This window comes from Adlercreutzia mucosicola DSM 19490 (genome assembly GCF_000422625.1).
GTDB lineage: Bacteria > Actinomycetota > Coriobacteriia > Coriobacteriales > Eggerthellaceae > Adlercreutzia > Adlercreutzia mucosicola.
This window is the reverse complement of sequence record NZ_AUGK01000013.1, coordinates 1-14,043: the sequence shown is the minus strand read 5'-3', so window position 1 is coordinate 14,043 and position 14,043 is coordinate 1. Positions and strand designations below refer to the sequence as shown.

Sequence of the window (14,043 nt, the reverse complement as noted above, 5' to 3'; positions counted from 1 at the left end):
GCGGGCTTTCCCTATTCTGTATGCGTCTTGCCCTTGCTCCGCGCCGTGGCTTCGGGCATCATACTGACCCACGCGAAACAAAGGGCGAGGCCGTTGCGGCGCCCTTCAGGAAACGGGAACAAGGAGCAGTGATGGCGAAGAAGAACATCCCTTACGATCAGAAGTACTACGATCCCGAGATCGAGTGCATGCCGCGGCCCGAGCTGGAGGCCATGCAGCTGGAACGTTTGCAGGAGATGGTGGCCTACGCCTACGAGAACACCGTCTGGTACAAGCGCTCCTTCGACGAGGCCGGCGTCGCGCCTGCCGACATCAAGACCCTGAAGGACCTGGAGAAGTTCCCCTTCGTGGATAAGAAGACCGAGCGCGAGACCCAGCACGTGGGCTCGTTCTTCGGCGAGATGTGCTCGGTGCCCGAGGAGGAGGTCATCTTCATGGCCACCTCGTCCGGCTCCACGGGCGTGCCCACGGTGAGCCCCTTTACCCAGGAGGACTTCGACCTGTGGCAGGACACCGAGGCGCGCCTGTTCTGGCAGGCCGGCATGCGCCCCACCGACCGCTACGTACACGGCCTGAACTTCGCCCTCTACGTGGGCGGCCCCGACGTCATCGGCGCCCAGCGTTTGGGGGCTCTGGCCATCTGGGTGGGCGCGGTGCCCTCCGACCGCCTCATCTTCGTGCTGCAGCAGTACCAGCCCACGGTGATCTGGACGAGCCCGTCCTACGCCTGGACGCTGGGCGAGAAGATCAAGGAGAAGGGGCTCGACCCGCGCCGTGACTTCTCCATCCACACCATTATCGTGGCCGGCGAGCCGGGCGGCTCCATCAAGAGCACCCGCGAGGCCATCGAGAACCTGTGGGACGCGAAGGTGGTGGACTTCTTCGGGCTGTCCGACATCTACGGCGCCTGTGCGGCGGCCTGCGAGGCCCACGACGGCCTGCATATCGTGGAGGACCAGATCCTCGTGGAGACCGTGGACCCGGCCACCGGCGAGGTGCTGGCCCCCGGCGAGGTGGGCGAGCTGGTGTACACCACGCTCATGAAGAAGGCCCGTCCCATGATCCGCTTCCGCACCGGAGACATCGGATACGTGTCCAACGAGCAGTGCACCTGCGGGCGCACTCTGGCCCGCATCCACATCACCGGCCGCAAGGACGAGATGTTCATCGTGGGCGCTGTGAACGTGTTCCCCTCCGATGTGGAGTACGTGGTGCGCGCCGAGGCGGGGCTGACGGGCGAGTACCTCATCCGCGTCTACGATGAGAACTTCTCCACCCGCTACGAGGTGAGCGTGGAGCGCGCCCAAGGATCCGACGAGCCCTTCGACGCCGTGGCCGCCCGCGTGAGCGCGGCGCTGAAGGCCCATACCGGCGTGAAGCCGGCCAAGGTGCTCGTCTACGACGCCGGCAAGCTGGGCACCTCCTCCGAGCACAAGGCCAGCCGCTTCATCGACGAGCGCAAGGGCGCCTAGGGCCCGAAGTTCCTCGTTACACTTGATGGCCGCGCGCCGCCCTCCGGCCGTGCGCGGCCCGCTATAATGCGGATAACCGATAGAAGGGAACCCCATGACCGCTTACGACTTCTCCATCTCCGGGCAGCACTACCTGTTCGACGTGCAGTCCTTCGCCCACACCATCCTGGCCGCCGGCGGCGACAGCTATTCCTACGCCCTGCGCGACCGCACCACCCAAGGGGTCATCGACGACGTGGCCTTGGGTACCTCCGAACTGGGCGTGGTCATGCTGACCTCGGCCACCGAGGCGGCGCTTACCGAGGCCTTCACCGAGGCGGGGCTCACCTTCCACGAGCTGGCCGCCTCGGCGCCGCTGGTGGCCCTGCCGTCGAGCCATCCGCTCGTGAACGCCAAAAAGCTCAGCTTGGAGCAGTTGGCCGACTACCCCTATGTGTATTTCGACCAGGGCGAGGGCGCTCCCGTCGCCTTCTTTGAGGAAGCCCTGTCCGATGTGCCCCGAGCCAAGAAGGTGGCCTGCACCGACCGCGCGTCGCTCACCGAGCTCATCATGGCCATCAACGGCTACACGGTGACGAGCGGCATTCTGGTGGGCATCACCGATGGCAGCGCGCTCACGACCATTCCGCTGGAAACCGATGTGGTGCTGCATCTGGGCTATGTGTCCGCCGACAATCGCGACCTGTCGGTCATGGGGGAGCGCTTCGTCACCCACCTCGCCCGCAGCCTGGACTACTATGCGAATAAATAGTCGCGAGGGATAACGAGAGAGATGCAAGGGCGGCCGTTACGGTCGCCCTTCGGTATTGAGAGAGGGATGCCCATGCTGGAAGTCATTTGGCACGCGCGGGGCGGGCAGGGGGCCTTTACGGCGGCCCGGTGCCTGGGCGCCGCGGCGGCCCTGTCGGCTGGGGCGTGCGCCCTGGCCTTTCCGACCTTCGGCCCGGAACGAAGGGGCGCCCCTATGCGTGCGTTCACGAAGATCGCCGGGGCACCCATCGGCGATCGCAGCGTCGTGGCCCGGGCGGGCATCGTGGTGTACCTGGACGAGACGCTGCTGGATGACAGCTGGGACGCCGAGCTGGCCGACGGCGGCCTCATGCTGCTGAACACGCGCCGCGCGGTTGACGACCCGCGCGTGGTGGCCATCGACGCCGACGGCATCTCGGCGGCCGTGCTGGGGCGCCCCATTCCCAACACGGTGTTTTTGGGCGCCATTCCGGCGGTGTGCGGCGCGGTTAGCTTGGAGGACGTGCACGAGGGCATTCGCGCCACCATGCCCGTGCGGCTGCACGAGAAGAACATGCGCATCGTGGATGCCGCCTTCGAGGCGCTGGCATCCCGGCCCGATTTGCCCCACCTGGGCGGCCTCGGTCAGCGCGGGGGTGATTCGGGCACGGGCCTGTTCGATCTGGCGGCCGCGGTGCTGCTGGAAGGCGAAGGGAGGGATGCGTGATGGAGCGCAAGTTTACGCCCTATCTGCGGGAGGGCCTGGGAGCGCGGCCCGAGGAGTTCGCCCGCTCCACTTGCTTTACGGCAGGGCACCTGACTTCGGTGAACGCTGGCTGGCGCAGCCTGCGGCCTGTGATCGATGCGGCGCAGTGCACGCTGTGCCTCAACTGCTATATGTACTGCCCCGACGGCACTATCTTCAAGGTGCGCGACGGCGAGGGCGTCTGCACGGCGCTGGCCATCGACTACGATTTCTGCAAGGGCTGCGGCGTGTGCGCGAAGGTGTGCCCCGTGCCCTGCATTGCCATGGTGGACGAGCAGGCCGCTGCCAACGAGGGGGCGTCCGAGAACGGGACGACGATTGACGAGACGGGCGGTGCCGCCGACGGGTGCGCCGGGGAAGGAGCCGTGGCATGAAGAAGTTCCTCTCGGGCAACGAGGCCTTCGCCGAGGGTGTGCGCTTGGCGCGGCCCCAGGTGATATCGGCCTATCCCATCACGCCCCAGACCACGGTGGTGGAGGCTTTGGCCTCCATGGTGGAGGAGGGCAGCCTTAACTGCGAGTACTTGCATGTGGAAAGCGAGCACACGGCGCTGTCGGCGGCCATCGGCGCGGCGGCGACGGGTGCGCGCACGTTCACGGCCACCTCGTCCCAGGGCCTGCTGTACATGGCCGAGTGCCTCACCTACGCCTCGGGCGGCCGGTTTCCCATCGTGATGATGAACGCGAACCGCGCTTTGGCCCTGCCGTGGAACATCTACGGCGACCAGCGCGACTCGCTGTCGCTTCTGGACCACGGATGGATCCAGGTGTACGCCGAGAACAACCAGGAGGCGCTCGACCTGGCGCTCATGGCCTACGCCGTGGCCGAGGACGAGCGCGTGAGCCTGCCGGTGATGGTGAATGTGGACGGTTTCGCCCTCACCCACACCTACGAGTCGGTGGAGGTGCCTGAAGCCCAGGCTGCCGACGCCTTCCTGCCGCCTTACCGCACGGCCAACCGCTTCGATTTCGAGCAGCCCGTGAACATCGGGTATTCGGCCGGCCCCGAGTTCAACCGCTACTACCAGTACTGGCACCACCGCGACATGCTGTCTGCCGAGGCGGTCGTGGAAGAGGTGGAGGCGCGCTTTGCCGAGGTGTTCGGCCGCGTCTACCCCGGCATGGTGGACGCCTATCGTTGCGAGGACGCCGACTTCGTGCTGGTCACCCTGGGCTCGGTGGCCGGGCTGGCCCGCGATGTGGCCGACGAGCTGCGCGCGGCGGGCAAACGGGCCGGCGTGCTGCGCATCCGCTACCTGCGGCCCTTGCCGGCGCGGCTCATCGCCGAGGCCGTGGGCGGCGCGGCGGCCATCGGCGTGCTGGAGCAGGACATCTCCTTCGGCGATACCGGCACGGTGTTCACCAATGTGCTGTCGGCCCTGGGGCGCCTTGGCATGGCGCGGCCGGCGGTGAACTTCATCGGAGGTCTCGGCGGCGACGACATCTCCCGCGACCAGATGCGCGCCTGCTTCGCCGACCTGGAGCGCCTGGCGGCCGGTCAGAGCGCGGCCGGCCGGGTCGTGTTCCTGGGTATCGACGATGAGGAAGGGGGCCCGCGATGACCGTGAACGCGCGCAACATCACCGACGAGGAGTTCTTCTACGGCCACAAGGCCTGCCCCGGCTGCGGCGGCGCGCTCGTGGTGCGCCAGGTGCTGAAGGTGCTGGGGCCCCAAGCGGTGGCGGCCCTGCCGGCCGGCTGCATGAGCGCCACGGGCTTCAACTTTCCGCAGCTGGCTTTCGGCAACAACGCCATGATCACGCCCTTCGGCGGCACGGCGGCGGTGCTCTCGGGCATCCAGGCGGGGCTGCGCGCTCAGGGGATCGCCGCCGACGAGCGCACCGTGGTGGGCTTTGCCGGCGACGGCGGCACGGCCGATATCGGCCTGCAGGCGCTCTCGGGCGCCATCGACCGCAACGACGACGTGCTCTACATCTGCTACGACAACGAGGCCTACATGAACACGGGCATCCAGAAGTCGAGCCTAACGCCCTTCGGCGCCTCCACGACGACCACGCCCGCGGGTGCGCGCGAGCACGGCTGCCTCACGAGCAAGAAGAGCCTGTTCGATATCGTGGCGGCCCATGGCATCCCCTACGCCGCCACGGCTTCGGTGGGCTATCTGAGCGACTTTTTGAAGAAGGTGGAACGGGCCCGCGATGTGCGCGGATGCCGCTTCATCCACGTGATGGCGCCCTGTCCGGTGGGCTGGGGCTTTCCCTCGGAGGACATGGTGGACGTGGCCAAGGAGATCGTTGACACGGGTTTGTGGTACCTTGCCGAATACGAGGGCCCGGCCCTGTCGGGTGTGCCCGGGGGCGCCTTCCGCCTGAACCGCAATCCCAAGGCGTTCAAGCCCATCGAGCCCTACCTGCGCCGCCAGGGCCGCTTTTCCGCTGATGACGGGGCCGATCTGGCCGCCATCGAGGCCGCCCGTGATGCGCGCTGGGCCTACATGCGCGAGCGGTGGGCGTAGGCGAGCGGCGCTTTTCCGAAAAACGCGACCTCTATCGGTAGTTGCGCTATAATGATCGAGCTGCCGATGCGGCACCGATATGCGCCCATGGCTCAACGGATAGAGCAACGGACTTCTAATCCGTAGGTTGTAGGTTCGATTCCTACTGGGCGCACCAGAAACAAGAAGGCCGGGGTCGTTGACCTCGGCCTTTTGAATGCTCTGGAGCGGGCGACGGGAATCGAACCCGCCTCATCAGCTTGGAAGGCTGAGGTTCTACCAATGAACTACGCCCGCACGATGCAGCTTGCATAGTATAGCGCAATCCGGCCGGCCTGCAACGAGAAAACAGAAGTGGGCCTCCATTCCGCCGTTGCGGCGATGCTCCGCTTTTGCGCGGGTGCCAAGACCCTGGTATGCGGCCGTTAGGGGCGGACGGGGCCGTCCAGGTGCGCCTGCGCCTCTTGCGGAAGCTCGTCGAAGGAGACTTCCTCCCACCCGACCACGCCACGGATGGGCTCTACCTCCAGTTTCAGATACGCCCCCTCTCTCAGCTGGCGCTCGGTACCGAACGAGACCTCCCGCCCGTTGCCCTGCTCATCGTAGGCCGGCAAGCGGTAGAGAAGGCTCATGCCCCCGGTCAGGTCGATGACCCCGCCCCGCGATTCCAGCTCTTCGGTTCGCGCGTTGTCCACTTGCGTGTAGTACGCGGCGTTTATGTTGCCGGAGAGTACCCACCAACCGGCGATTGCCACGGCTACCGCCACCGCTGCTATGGAAAAGCCCACCACCATCGCTACTCTTGTGCGCATGTTCGCATCTCCCTTCTCTGGGCCGTCCATGGTTTTTTTGACGCACCGTGGATGCTATTCCTCTTACCCGAAGAACTCCATCGAAGCGTCTTACAGGCAGCTTACGTTTCCGTAAGCGCTGCGCGGGTGGGGAAGAGGGCACCGCCAACATTGCCGCCTCGTAGCCGTTCGGGGCTCAGCGATAGCTTCGGGGTGAGCAGGCCCCCGTGGGCCTCGGTGACGTCGCGCTCGTAGGCGATGACCTCCATGCCGGCGCAACGCTCGTCGGTTGCAAAACCATAGGCGGTCGCTTGGAAAAAGCTCGAGGCCATAACGAAGCGCTGGCGCATGCCGCCCGAGAACGTCTTGATTTTAGGCGCCCCTCGCTTGCGAGCCCCGCAGCTTCGAGGAGCTCCAGGCTGCGCCGCCAGGGGTAAAAGGGAACGCAAACGCCGAGAAGGGCCGCGGGAAGCGGCCCTTCATCGGGGGAGGGAGGCGGGAAAGGGAGCAGCTTACAGCTTGCGGGCCGCCAGGTTGCCCGAGGCGATGGCCTGGGCGATGTTGAAGGGCGCATCGCAGTCGCCCACGGTGTACACCTCGAAGCCCGTCAGCGCATCGGCCAGCTCCTTGTTGGGCAGCATGTCGTAGCACTCGATGACCGTGTCGCAGGGCAGGGTCTTGGTGGCGCCCATGGCGTTGGTCACCGTCAGACCCTCCTCGGTGAGGCCCTCCACCTTCGAGGAGTTCCACACCTTCACGCCCTGGGCGTACAGCTGCGGGGTAACGAAGGTGCGCACCCAGGTGGACTGTTCCTTGTCGATGTCGCTCTTCAGGCCCTCGTGCACCATCTGCACCTTCTTGCCGTGGGCCAGCAGGAACAGGGCGCAGTCGGTGGCCTGGGCGTTGGCGCCGCAGATGACCACGGTCTCGCCTACCTCATCGCCGGCGGCCTCGTCCACGCTGATCACCTTCACGGTGTCGTTGCCCTGAAGCTTGCTGTCGCGCTTGCCGCCGACGGCCACGATGACAGCGTCGGGCTTCTCGGAATTCACCAGGTCGGCGGTCACCTCGGTGCCGGTCACCACGGTCACGCCCTTCACCTCCTGCTGGCGCGTGAGATAGTCCACCAGGTCGGTGAGGCGCTCATGGCCGCCCTTGAAGGCGCTCGCTTCGCGCAGCATGCCGCCGAGCGACGAGTCCTTCTCATAGAGCGTCACCTCGTGGCCGCGCTCGGCGGCGATGCGGGCCGCCTCCATGCCGGCGGGGCCGCCGCCCACGACCATGACCTTCTTCTTGGTCTCGGCGGGCACGGGCTCGTAGCCCTCGGGCATGGCCTCGGTGTAGGCGCGCTGGGTCGCGGCGTTCACGCGGCACAGCTCAACGCCCTTGCCGGTGTAGTCATAGGTGGGATCGCCGCCCTTGTTGTGGCAGTGCATGCAGCGGGTGCAGGGCGCCACCTCGTCGCGGCGGCCCTCCTGCAGCTTGTTGGGCAGCTCGGGGTCCACGGTCAGCGGGCGCGTGGTCATGATGTAGTCGATCTCGCCATTGGCCACCGCGTTCGTGATGAGGTCGGGGGCCGTGCGGGGGTCGAGGTAGCCCGCGGCGCTCACCGTGCCCTTGAGGGCCTTCTTGAAGGCGGCCGCTGCCGGCAGCAGCATGGCGCAGCCAGAATAGCGGCCGTCCAGGGTGCCGCCGAAGTGCTGCGAGAAGTCAACCTGAGTGCCGAAGCCCGTGACACCGTTGCAGTGGTAGCCGGCGTGCATGAGGTCGGGGGCGAACTGGGCGATGTGCATGCCGGGCACGGACTGGCGCAGGTAGAAGCTGTCGGCGCCCGCCGCCTCGAACATCTTCGCGTTCTCGATGGACTCCTCCAAGGTGATGAAGTTGTCGTTGTCGCCCAAATGCTCGTCGTTCTCCTCGCAGGCGTCCATGAGCACCTGGATGGCCATGTCCTTACCGCAGGCCTCCTTGATTTTCTGGATGACTTCGCAGGTGAAGCGGGTGCGGTTCTCCAGGGTGTCGGCGCCGTACTGGTCGGTGCGCGTGTTGATGCGGGCGGTCAGCATGTTCTTCATCAGCTGGGTGGCCGACGAATGCAGCTCGATCATATCGAAGCCGGCGGCCTTCAGCTGCACGGCGATCTGCACCATGGTGTCCTGCAGCCACGCGATGTCCTCCAGGGTCATGGTGGGGATATCGGCGGTGCCGGCGGCCAGCTGGAAGCCGATGTAGGCGTCGTGCTTGTGCACGCGCTCAACCACCGGTGCCATGAGCGTCGGAATCTTGGAGATGTCCTCCACCAGCCAGCCGGTCGCCGTGCGCTCTTGGGCCTTCAGGGAGATGAACTTGCTGATGGCGCTTTCAACGAACACGAGGGACGCGCCGCCCTTGGCGAAGTTCTCGTAGTAGGTGAGGTAGTTCTCGTTGAGCTGGTCGCCCTCGGGCTTCCAGGTGTCGGAGCCGGCCGGGCTCTTCACGATGCGGTTGCGCAGGGTGAGCGAGCCGATGGTGAGCGGCTCGAACAGGGGCGCGTAGTCGGTGGTGAAGGTGGTGTAGGACTCGTCCTGAGGGTTCAGTTCGGGGGTAAGCTCGCCGCCCGTCACTTCTTCGGCACCGGTGGATGCCATATCGCCTTTCTCCTGCGGGGCGCAGCCTGCCAGGCCTGCGGCGGAAAGCAGCGCCGTGCCCACGGCGGCCGCGGCCGCTCCTCCCACAAATCCCCTTCGGGTGATGCCTCGCGTGCTCTCGGTCATAGGACCCTCCTCCTCTGATATCTGATGTTCTTGTGCAGCCGCTTAGGGGCGGTTACCATTACAGAGTAGGGAGAGATGGCGCAGGTGCACCGCATCAATGATGTGCCTGCGTGCCAGAAATGGGAAAATCACCCAAATGATGTGAGCCTCGCACAATGATGTGAGAGGACAGCCGGGGAGGGGTCGGCCTATGCCGTTGCAGGAATCGATGCGGAAGAGAAGCGCGGTGCTCGTGGCGCTGGCGGGCTATTCGGTGCTGCCGGCCCTGGGCATCGCCTGTTTTCGGATACCTCCGTGGGCGATGTTTCGCAGCGAGTACGGTTATTTAGACGGGAATGTCGAACTGATCTCCCACTTCATCCAGGCTCTGACGCTCGTGCTGTTCCTCGTGGTCGAACGACGTTTGCGCTACACCGAATCCACTCTGGTGCGAGCTGCTGGTGTGAGCGTGCTGGCCACGCTGCTGGGTACGGTGCTGTTCTGCTTGGCGCCGCTCGATATCGTGTACGCCTACATCGGGGCGGCCATTACCGGCGCGGTCAGCACGATACCGTTGCTGGTATGGGGCTACTATCTCTGCTCGGTAAATCCGTGCAAGTCGGCCTTTCAGCTGACACTGGCCTTTGTGTTCTACGGACTTGCCACAGCGATGCTGTCGGGGCTGCCTGCTTCGTGGGCCGTGGTGCCCATGATGCTGTGCCCGGTGCTGTGCTTCGTCTGCCTGTGGCTGAGCATAAGCCGCGATGATGCGACGGTGACTGCCGAGGCCCCCTTTGCCCGGGGTGATCTGCGCCGGCTGCCCTGGGGCGTGCTGGCGGTGCTGTTCGTGTGCGCCCTTTCCAATACCCTGGCTAAAGTTCTCGTGCCCACGGGCGACTTCGCCTCGTCCACTGTGGCGCGGCTGTACTGGCCGGTCATCTTCACGGTAGTCTTCATCGTGTTCTGCCTGTGGATCTTCGGGCTGCGGCGCAGCGACCCCTACCGCCTGTGGCCCATCTTCGCCATCCTCATCTTCAGCGGGCTTCTTTGCTATACGGCGCTTTCGATCCCGCAGCCGGCCTTCGCGAACACGTTCTTCCGTGCCACCCAGGACTGCGTGATGCTGTTCTGCTGGGTGATTGCCGCCGCGACAGCTTACCGTAAGCATGTGCCGGCCATTCCGCTGTTCGGCCTGATGACGCTCGTGTTCGTGAAGTCGCCGCTGTTAGTGTCATCGCTGGTTCCCTGGGTGCCAGTGGGTGCGCCGGGCGCGAGCGCGGTGGTGGTTACGGCGGTGACGGCCCTTACGCTGGTTGTGCTCACGGTGGTCATCTCGAACTTGGATGCGCTCAGCCGGCTGAAAGCGGGGGCGCCGTCGGCGCGGATGAGCGGCGAGGCGGACGGCGGGGCGGTAGCGGCGATGACGGGGGTGGCTATGCCGCTGCCGGCGACGGCCGCGGCTGGCGGTGCGCCGTCTCTTTCCGCCCCGGAGGAGGCGGTGGGGAAGATGCAGGCGGCCTTCGATCTGACCCAGCGCGAGGTGGAGACGGCCCTCTATCTGCTGAACGGCTACACCATGCCCCAGATCGCGGATACCCTGTGCGTTTCCATCGACACCGTGCGGTCCCACTGCAAGAACTTGTATCGTAAGACGGGCATTCACAAGAAACAGGAACTGGTGCGGCTGGTAGAGCAGCTGCGCGTTCAGGAGTAGGGAGGCTTCCGTGGAGATTACCGTTGCAAGGCCCGAGCAGGTGGACGCCATGATGGCCATCACCGATCAGGCGAAGGCGAACATGGCCGCCATGGGCATCGACCAGTGGCAGGCCGGCTATCCCAACCGTGCGGTGTGGGAGGCCGATGTGGCCGCCGGCGCGGCCTATGTGGTTCTCGACGAGGGTCACGTGGCGGGCATGTTCTGCTATGGCACCGAGCCCGAGGCGGCCTACGACACCCTTGATGGCCCATGGCTGACGGAAGGTCCCTACGCCACCATCCACCGCTGTGCCGTGGATGCCGACCTGCGCGGCCGCGGCATCATCGGCGAGCTGTTCGCCTTCGCCTGCGATAAGGCCGCCGCCGACGGCATGGTCTCGGTGCGCATCGACACCCATGCAGACAATGCTCCCATGCGGCGCGCCGTCGAGAAGGGCGGCTTTACCTTCTGCGGCGGCATCACTCTCACCGAGGGTCCCGAGGCCGGCGCTCCGCGCATCGCCTTCGAGAAAGTGCTGGGCTAGGCCAGCGGCGGTCTTCGCGGCGCTCGGGGAACTCGTCTTTTAGGGTGGCGCTTACAACGTCGCCTCTGCGACGGCGGCGCCGCTTTCCAGATCCCGCAAGGTGAAGCGGCCGTTGTCGTAGACGGCGAAGCTGGCGGTGCCGTCCTTGGGGATGGAGGGGGAGCCGGGATTCACGTACAGCACGCCGTCGCGCTGCTCGAGGGTCTTTCTATGGGTGTGGCCCGACAGGAAGGCTGCGCGCGGCCCTAGGGCCGGATGGTCGTTGGGGGAGAACACGTGGCCGTGGGTGCAGAACAGCTCGCGGGAGCCGTCCGCGATGAGGGCGGCGGTGTCGCGGCAGGGAAAGCCGAGCACCATCTGGTCTACCTCGGCATCGCAGTTGCCGCGCACGGCGGTGATGGGCCAGGGCGCCTCGTTCAGCAGGGCGGCCACCGCGGCCGGGTCGTAGCCGTCGGGCAGGGCGTTGCGGGGGCCGTGGTAGAGAAGATCGCCCAGCAGCACGAGGCGGTCGGGGCCCTCGGCCGCGGCGCGATCGAGCAGCATCCGGCAAGCGGCGGCGCTGCCGTGCAGATCCGAGGCGATAACCAGTTTCATGGGGCGGGGCTCCTCTCAGTCGGTTTTCCCGATTGTACCATGGCCCTCGCCGCGCGCCTCGGCCAGCAACAGGTCCACCATGCGGCCGTAGCTGCGGGTGCCGTCGGTCTGCTGGTTGGCTTTCAGGTAGGCGTTGTTGGCGGCGTTCGACGCCTCGGCCACGGGTCCTTCGAACCGCTTCAGGTACGCCGCTCGCTCGCGGCGGTCGGCGCGCACGGCCTCGGACAGACCGTCGTTTACGGCCACGGCCCGCTCGCGATCGGCGCGGATGAGGGCCGAGAGCGCGTAGTCGTAGGCGAGCGAGTAGCCGCTGTAGCGGGTGAGGGAGTCTTCGGCATCCTTGCAGGCCAGATACCCGATGAAGTTCGCCTCGTCCTCGCGCATGAAACCGCACTGGTGGGCCAGCTCGTGGCCCATGGTGGCGGGAATGGTGAAGAAGGGACCGTCGACGTTGATATTCGATTCCACCGTGAAGGGGAAGTACATGCCGGCGATGTCCGCATAGCTCATCAGCTCCGAAAACAACACTGGCTTGGGCGGCGAGTAGAGGGGCCGCGCGAGCGCCGGGTAGGTGACGGCCAGGGCCTCCATGGCGCCCACGGCCTCATGGGCGTAGGTCTCGAAGCCACCTCGGGCCGCGGCGTAGGCATCGGGGCTGCCGTCGATGGCGGCCCGCGCGTCGTTCATCTCGTCGGCCAGCTGCGTGCAGAGCGCTGCCAGCTCATCGGTGCTCGATTCGGCCAGGGTGAAGCCGGCGTCCTCGGCGAAAGTGTGGCGGTAATAGTTCAGCCCGCACATGAGGGTGAAGATGCAGTACCCCGTCGAGAGCACGGCCAGCATGGTGGCGAGCGCGCGCCACAGCACGAACCGCCGCGCGCCCTTGGCTCGTGCGAGGGCAACGAGGTAGAAGGCGAGCCAGCCGAAGCAGAACGCCAGAAACGCCACCACGATCCACTGGGCCACCGAAAACGGCGCGAGCGCGGGCAGGAAGCCCCATACCGAGGACAGCCATGGATAGATGCCCCGCGAGAACCACGTCTCGGTCAAATCAGGATGAGCCGAAGCGGCCCAAGTAAGCCCCAACGCCACCACGCCCGGCACCAGAAGCCACCATCGCCTCAGCCGGTATGTCTCCGTCTTTCCCATACCTCGCATTATGCCGAAGCCGAGCGCAATGATCCAAAAGAAAACCAATACAGTAATAATTTTGTTTTGTTCCACTCTATTTGTAGAACAGGTTCGCCCAAGGAAGTCAGCGAGGGTCTGACAGGTGCCGGGAATTCGCCTGAAACGGCTGAGCGCACTTCGGTACGCGAGGGTAAGTTTTGAGCGCGAAAGCCAAATGCCCGTCGGAACCGCAGCATCGGCGCATTTCGTCGTTGCGTCAGCGACAACGAAACAAAGAAAGTGGTCGGGACGACAGGATTCGAACCTGCGACATCCTGCTCCCAAAGCAGGCGCGCTACCAGACTGCGCCACGTCCCGACAGTCGGTGAGTTGCCAATTATACCAGAGCGAGCGGAGCGGAGGACGGATTTCTCGACTAAGGTGCCATGCGTGCTTCCTATGGCCGTTCGGCAAGTATTACAGACCTTTCAACTTATAGTTAGTTGACGAATCGGTGTCGTTCTTCTTGCGGTCTGGCAAACAAACGGGGGATCTCGGGGTCGGGTGGCGATCGGAATGCGAAGGTGGTGCCAGTCAAACACAACAGACCTGCGGCACGGCTTGAGGCGAGGTACTCGAGGCGCGCAAGATCATGTGTGGCTGGCACCAGTTTCTATCCGTTTCCACGATAGGAGAGCTTTATGCAAGGAGTAAACGTCAAGAGCGAGATCGGTAACCTCAAGAAGGTCATCCTCCATCGCCCGGGCAATGAGCTGCTCAACCTCACCCCGAACACGCTGGAAGAGCTGCTGTTCGACGACATCCCGTTTTTGGAGGTCGCCCAGGCCGAGCACGACGCCTTCGCCGACATCCTGCGCAACGAGGGCGTGGAGGTCGTCTACCTCGAGGACCTCATGGCCGAGGCGCTCGACACCGACCCGGCGCTGCGCGAGCAGTTCCTGGACCAGTGGATCTACGAGGCGGGCATCCGCACCGGCCTGTACACCGACATCATCAAGGACTACATCAACTCCGAGTACGCCGGCACCAAGGACATGGTCATGAAGACCATGGCGGGCATCAACCTGCAGGAGCTGCCGCAGCAGCACACCAACCTGCTCGTGGACATGGTGTCCGACCGCACCAAGCTCGTGTGCG

The 14,043-nt window shown here is 65.4% G+C and carries 14 protein-coding genes and 3 tRNA genes; 10 read left to right on the top strand and 7 right to left on the bottom strand.

Annotated elements, in window-relative coordinates; translation table 11 throughout:
• Nucleotides 1–131: 131 nt before the first annotated feature.
• From G503_RS0108295 to G503_RS0108265, 7 genes are all read left to right on the top strand, one after another.
• Nucleotides 132–1,472, top strand: a complete 1,341-nt coding sequence (locus tag G503_RS0108295; protein WP_028027213.1) for a phenylacetate--CoA ligase family protein — start codon at nucleotides 132–134, stop codon at nucleotides 1,470–1,472.
• A gap of 94 nt (nucleotides 1,473–1,566) precedes the next feature.
• On the top strand, nucleotides 1,567–2,223 hold the full coding sequence (locus tag G503_RS0108290; RefSeq protein WP_028027212.1) for a LysR substrate-binding domain-containing protein: 657 nt from the start codon (nucleotides 1,567–1,569) through the stop codon (nucleotides 2,221–2,223).
• Nucleotides 2,224–2,295: 72 nt separating this feature from the next.
• Nucleotides 2,296–2,928 (top strand): 2-oxoacid:acceptor oxidoreductase family protein, encoded by a 633-nt coding sequence (locus tag G503_RS14425; RefSeq protein WP_084636435.1) that lies wholly within the window; start codon nucleotides 2,296–2,298, stop codon nucleotides 2,926–2,928.
• A complete protein-coding gene (locus tag G503_RS14420; RefSeq protein WP_084636434.1) occupies nucleotides 2,928–3,341 on the top strand; it encodes a 4Fe-4S binding protein in 414 nt (137 codons plus the stop codon). Before G503_RS14425 ends, G503_RS14420 begins: the two co-directional genes overlap by 1 nt.
• Nucleotides 3,338–4,528 (top strand): transketolase C-terminal domain-containing protein, encoded by a 1,191-nt coding sequence (locus G503_RS0108275; RefSeq protein ID WP_028027211.1) that lies wholly within the window; start codon nucleotides 3,338–3,340, stop codon nucleotides 4,526–4,528. The genes G503_RS14420 and G503_RS0108275 overlap by 4 nt, the downstream gene beginning before the upstream one ends.
• Nucleotides 4,525–5,442 carry a thiamine pyrophosphate-dependent enzyme gene (locus G503_RS0108270; protein ID WP_028027210.1) on the top strand — a complete coding sequence of 306 codons (918 nt, stop codon included), beginning with the start codon at nucleotides 4,525–4,527 and terminating at the stop codon, nucleotides 5,440–5,442. The genes G503_RS0108275 and G503_RS0108270 overlap by 4 nt, the downstream gene beginning before the upstream one ends.
• Nucleotides 5,443–5,523: 81 nt before the next feature.
• Nucleotides 5,524–5,599: transfer RNA gene (locus G503_RS0108265), tRNA-Arg, on the top strand.
• A gap of 45 nt (nucleotides 5,600–5,644) precedes the next feature.
• On the opposite strand, the gene G503_RS0108260 is transcribed toward G503_RS0108265, so the two are convergent.
• The 4 genes from G503_RS0108260 to G503_RS0108245 all read right to left on the bottom strand — a co-directional run bounded on the left by G503_RS0108260 (nucleotide 5,645) and on the right by G503_RS0108245 (nucleotide 8,965).
• Nucleotides 5,645–5,718: transfer RNA gene (locus G503_RS0108260), tRNA-Gly, on the bottom strand.
• A gap of 128 nt (nucleotides 5,719–5,846) precedes the next feature.
• Nucleotides 5,847–6,263 carry a YxeA family protein gene (locus tag G503_RS14415; protein ID WP_051191064.1) on the bottom strand — a complete coding sequence of 139 codons (417 nt, stop codon included), beginning with the start codon at nucleotides 6,261–6,263 and terminating at the stop codon, nucleotides 5,847–5,849.
• 71 nt (nucleotides 6,264–6,334) lie between these two features.
• Nucleotides 6,335–6,562 carry a hypothetical protein gene (locus G503_RS0108250; RefSeq protein ID WP_028027209.1) on the bottom strand — a complete coding sequence of 76 codons (228 nt, stop codon included), beginning with the start codon at nucleotides 6,560–6,562 and terminating at the stop codon, nucleotides 6,335–6,337.
• A gap of 162 nt (nucleotides 6,563–6,724) precedes the next feature.
• The gene (locus G503_RS0108245) at nucleotides 6,725–8,965 is read right to left on the bottom strand and encodes an oxidoreductase (protein WP_035022496.1); all 2,241 of its coding nucleotides are present in this window, start codon (nucleotides 8,963–8,965) and stop codon (nucleotides 6,725–6,727) included.
• Between the two features lie 190 nt (nucleotides 8,966–9,155).
• Here G503_RS0108245 and G503_RS0108240 point away from each other — a divergent pair, with 190 nt between their 5' ends.
• Together G503_RS0108240 and G503_RS0108235 are read left to right on the top strand one after the other, a co-directional pair.
• The gene (locus G503_RS0108240; RefSeq protein ID WP_156891972.1) at nucleotides 9,156–10,658 is read left to right on the top strand and encodes a helix-turn-helix transcriptional regulator; all 1,503 of its coding nucleotides are present in this window, start codon (nucleotides 9,156–9,158) and stop codon (nucleotides 10,656–10,658) included.
• A gap of 10 nt (nucleotides 10,659–10,668) precedes the next feature.
• A complete protein-coding gene (locus G503_RS0108235) occupies nucleotides 10,669–11,184 on the top strand; it encodes a GNAT family N-acetyltransferase (RefSeq protein WP_051191063.1) in 516 nt (171 codons plus the stop codon).
• A 51-nt stretch (nucleotides 11,185–11,235) separates the two neighbouring features.
• Here G503_RS0108235 and yfcE read toward each other — a convergent pair whose 3' ends face one another.
• The 3 genes from yfcE to G503_RS0108220 all read right to left on the bottom strand — a co-directional run bounded on the left by yfcE (nucleotide 11,236) and on the right by G503_RS0108220 (nucleotide 13,263).
• Nucleotides 11,236–11,778 (bottom strand): phosphodiesterase, encoded by a 543-nt coding sequence (yfcE, locus tag G503_RS0108230; RefSeq protein WP_028027205.1) that lies wholly within the window; start codon nucleotides 11,776–11,778, stop codon nucleotides 11,236–11,238.
• Nucleotides 11,779–11,793: 15 nt separating this feature from the next.
• Nucleotides 11,794–12,924, bottom strand: a complete 1,131-nt coding sequence (locus tag G503_RS0108225) for a DUF3810 domain-containing protein (protein ID WP_035022529.1) — start codon at nucleotides 12,922–12,924, stop codon at nucleotides 11,794–11,796.
• Nucleotides 12,925–13,186: 262 nt separating this feature from the next.
• Nucleotides 13,187–13,263 (bottom strand) — tRNA-Pro (locus tag G503_RS0108220).
• 323 nt (nucleotides 13,264–13,586) lie between these two features.
• Here G503_RS0108220 and G503_RS0108215 point away from each other — a divergent pair.
• Nucleotides 13,587–14,043 (top strand): arginine deiminase family protein (locus G503_RS0108215; protein WP_028027203.1); only part of this gene is annotated, 457 nt, incomplete at its 3' end.

Excerpts from the sequence above, each read along its gene's own strand:
- G503_RS0108295 (WP_028027213.1), top strand. The coding sequence starts at position 132 with ATGGCGAAGAAGAACATCCCTTACGATCAGAAGTACTACGATCCCGAG.
- G503_RS0108290 (WP_028027212.1), top strand. The coding sequence starts at position 1,567 with ATGACCGCTTACGACTTCTCCATCTCCGGGCAGCACTACCTGTTCGAC.
- G503_RS14425 (WP_084636435.1), top strand. The coding sequence starts at position 2,296 with ATGCTGGAAGTCATTTGGCACGCGCGGGGCGGGCAGGGGGCCTTTACG.
- G503_RS14420 (WP_084636434.1), top strand. The coding sequence starts at position 2,928 with ATGGAGCGCAAGTTTACGCCCTATCTGCGGGAGGGCCTGGGAGCGCGG.
- G503_RS0108275 (WP_028027211.1), top strand. The coding sequence starts at position 3,338 with ATGAAGAAGTTCCTCTCGGGCAACGAGGCCTTCGCCGAGGGTGTGCGC.
- G503_RS0108270 (WP_028027210.1), top strand. The coding sequence starts at position 4,525 with ATGACCGTGAACGCGCGCAACATCACCGACGAGGAGTTCTTCTACGGC.
- G503_RS14415 (WP_051191064.1), bottom strand. The coding sequence starts at position 6,263 with ATGGACGGCCCAGAGAAGGGAGATGCGAACATGCGCACAAGAGTAGCG.
- G503_RS0108250 (WP_028027209.1), bottom strand. The coding sequence starts at position 6,562 with ATGCGCCAGCGCTTCGTTATGGCCTCGAGCTTTTTCCAAGCGACCGCC.
- G503_RS0108245 (WP_035022496.1), bottom strand. The coding sequence starts at position 8,965 with ATGACCGAGAGCACGCGAGGCATCACCCGAAGGGGATTTGTGGGAGGA.
- G503_RS0108240 (WP_156891972.1), top strand. The coding sequence starts at position 9,156 with ATGCCGTTGCAGGAATCGATGCGGAAGAGAAGCGCGGTGCTCGTGGCG.
- yfcE (WP_028027205.1), bottom strand. The coding sequence starts at position 11,778 with ATGAAACTGGTTATCGCCTCGGATCTGCACGGCAGCGCCGCCGCTTGC.
- G503_RS0108225 (WP_035022529.1), bottom strand. The coding sequence starts at position 12,924 with ATGGGAAAGACGGAGACATACCGGCTGAGGCGATGGTGGCTTCTGGTG.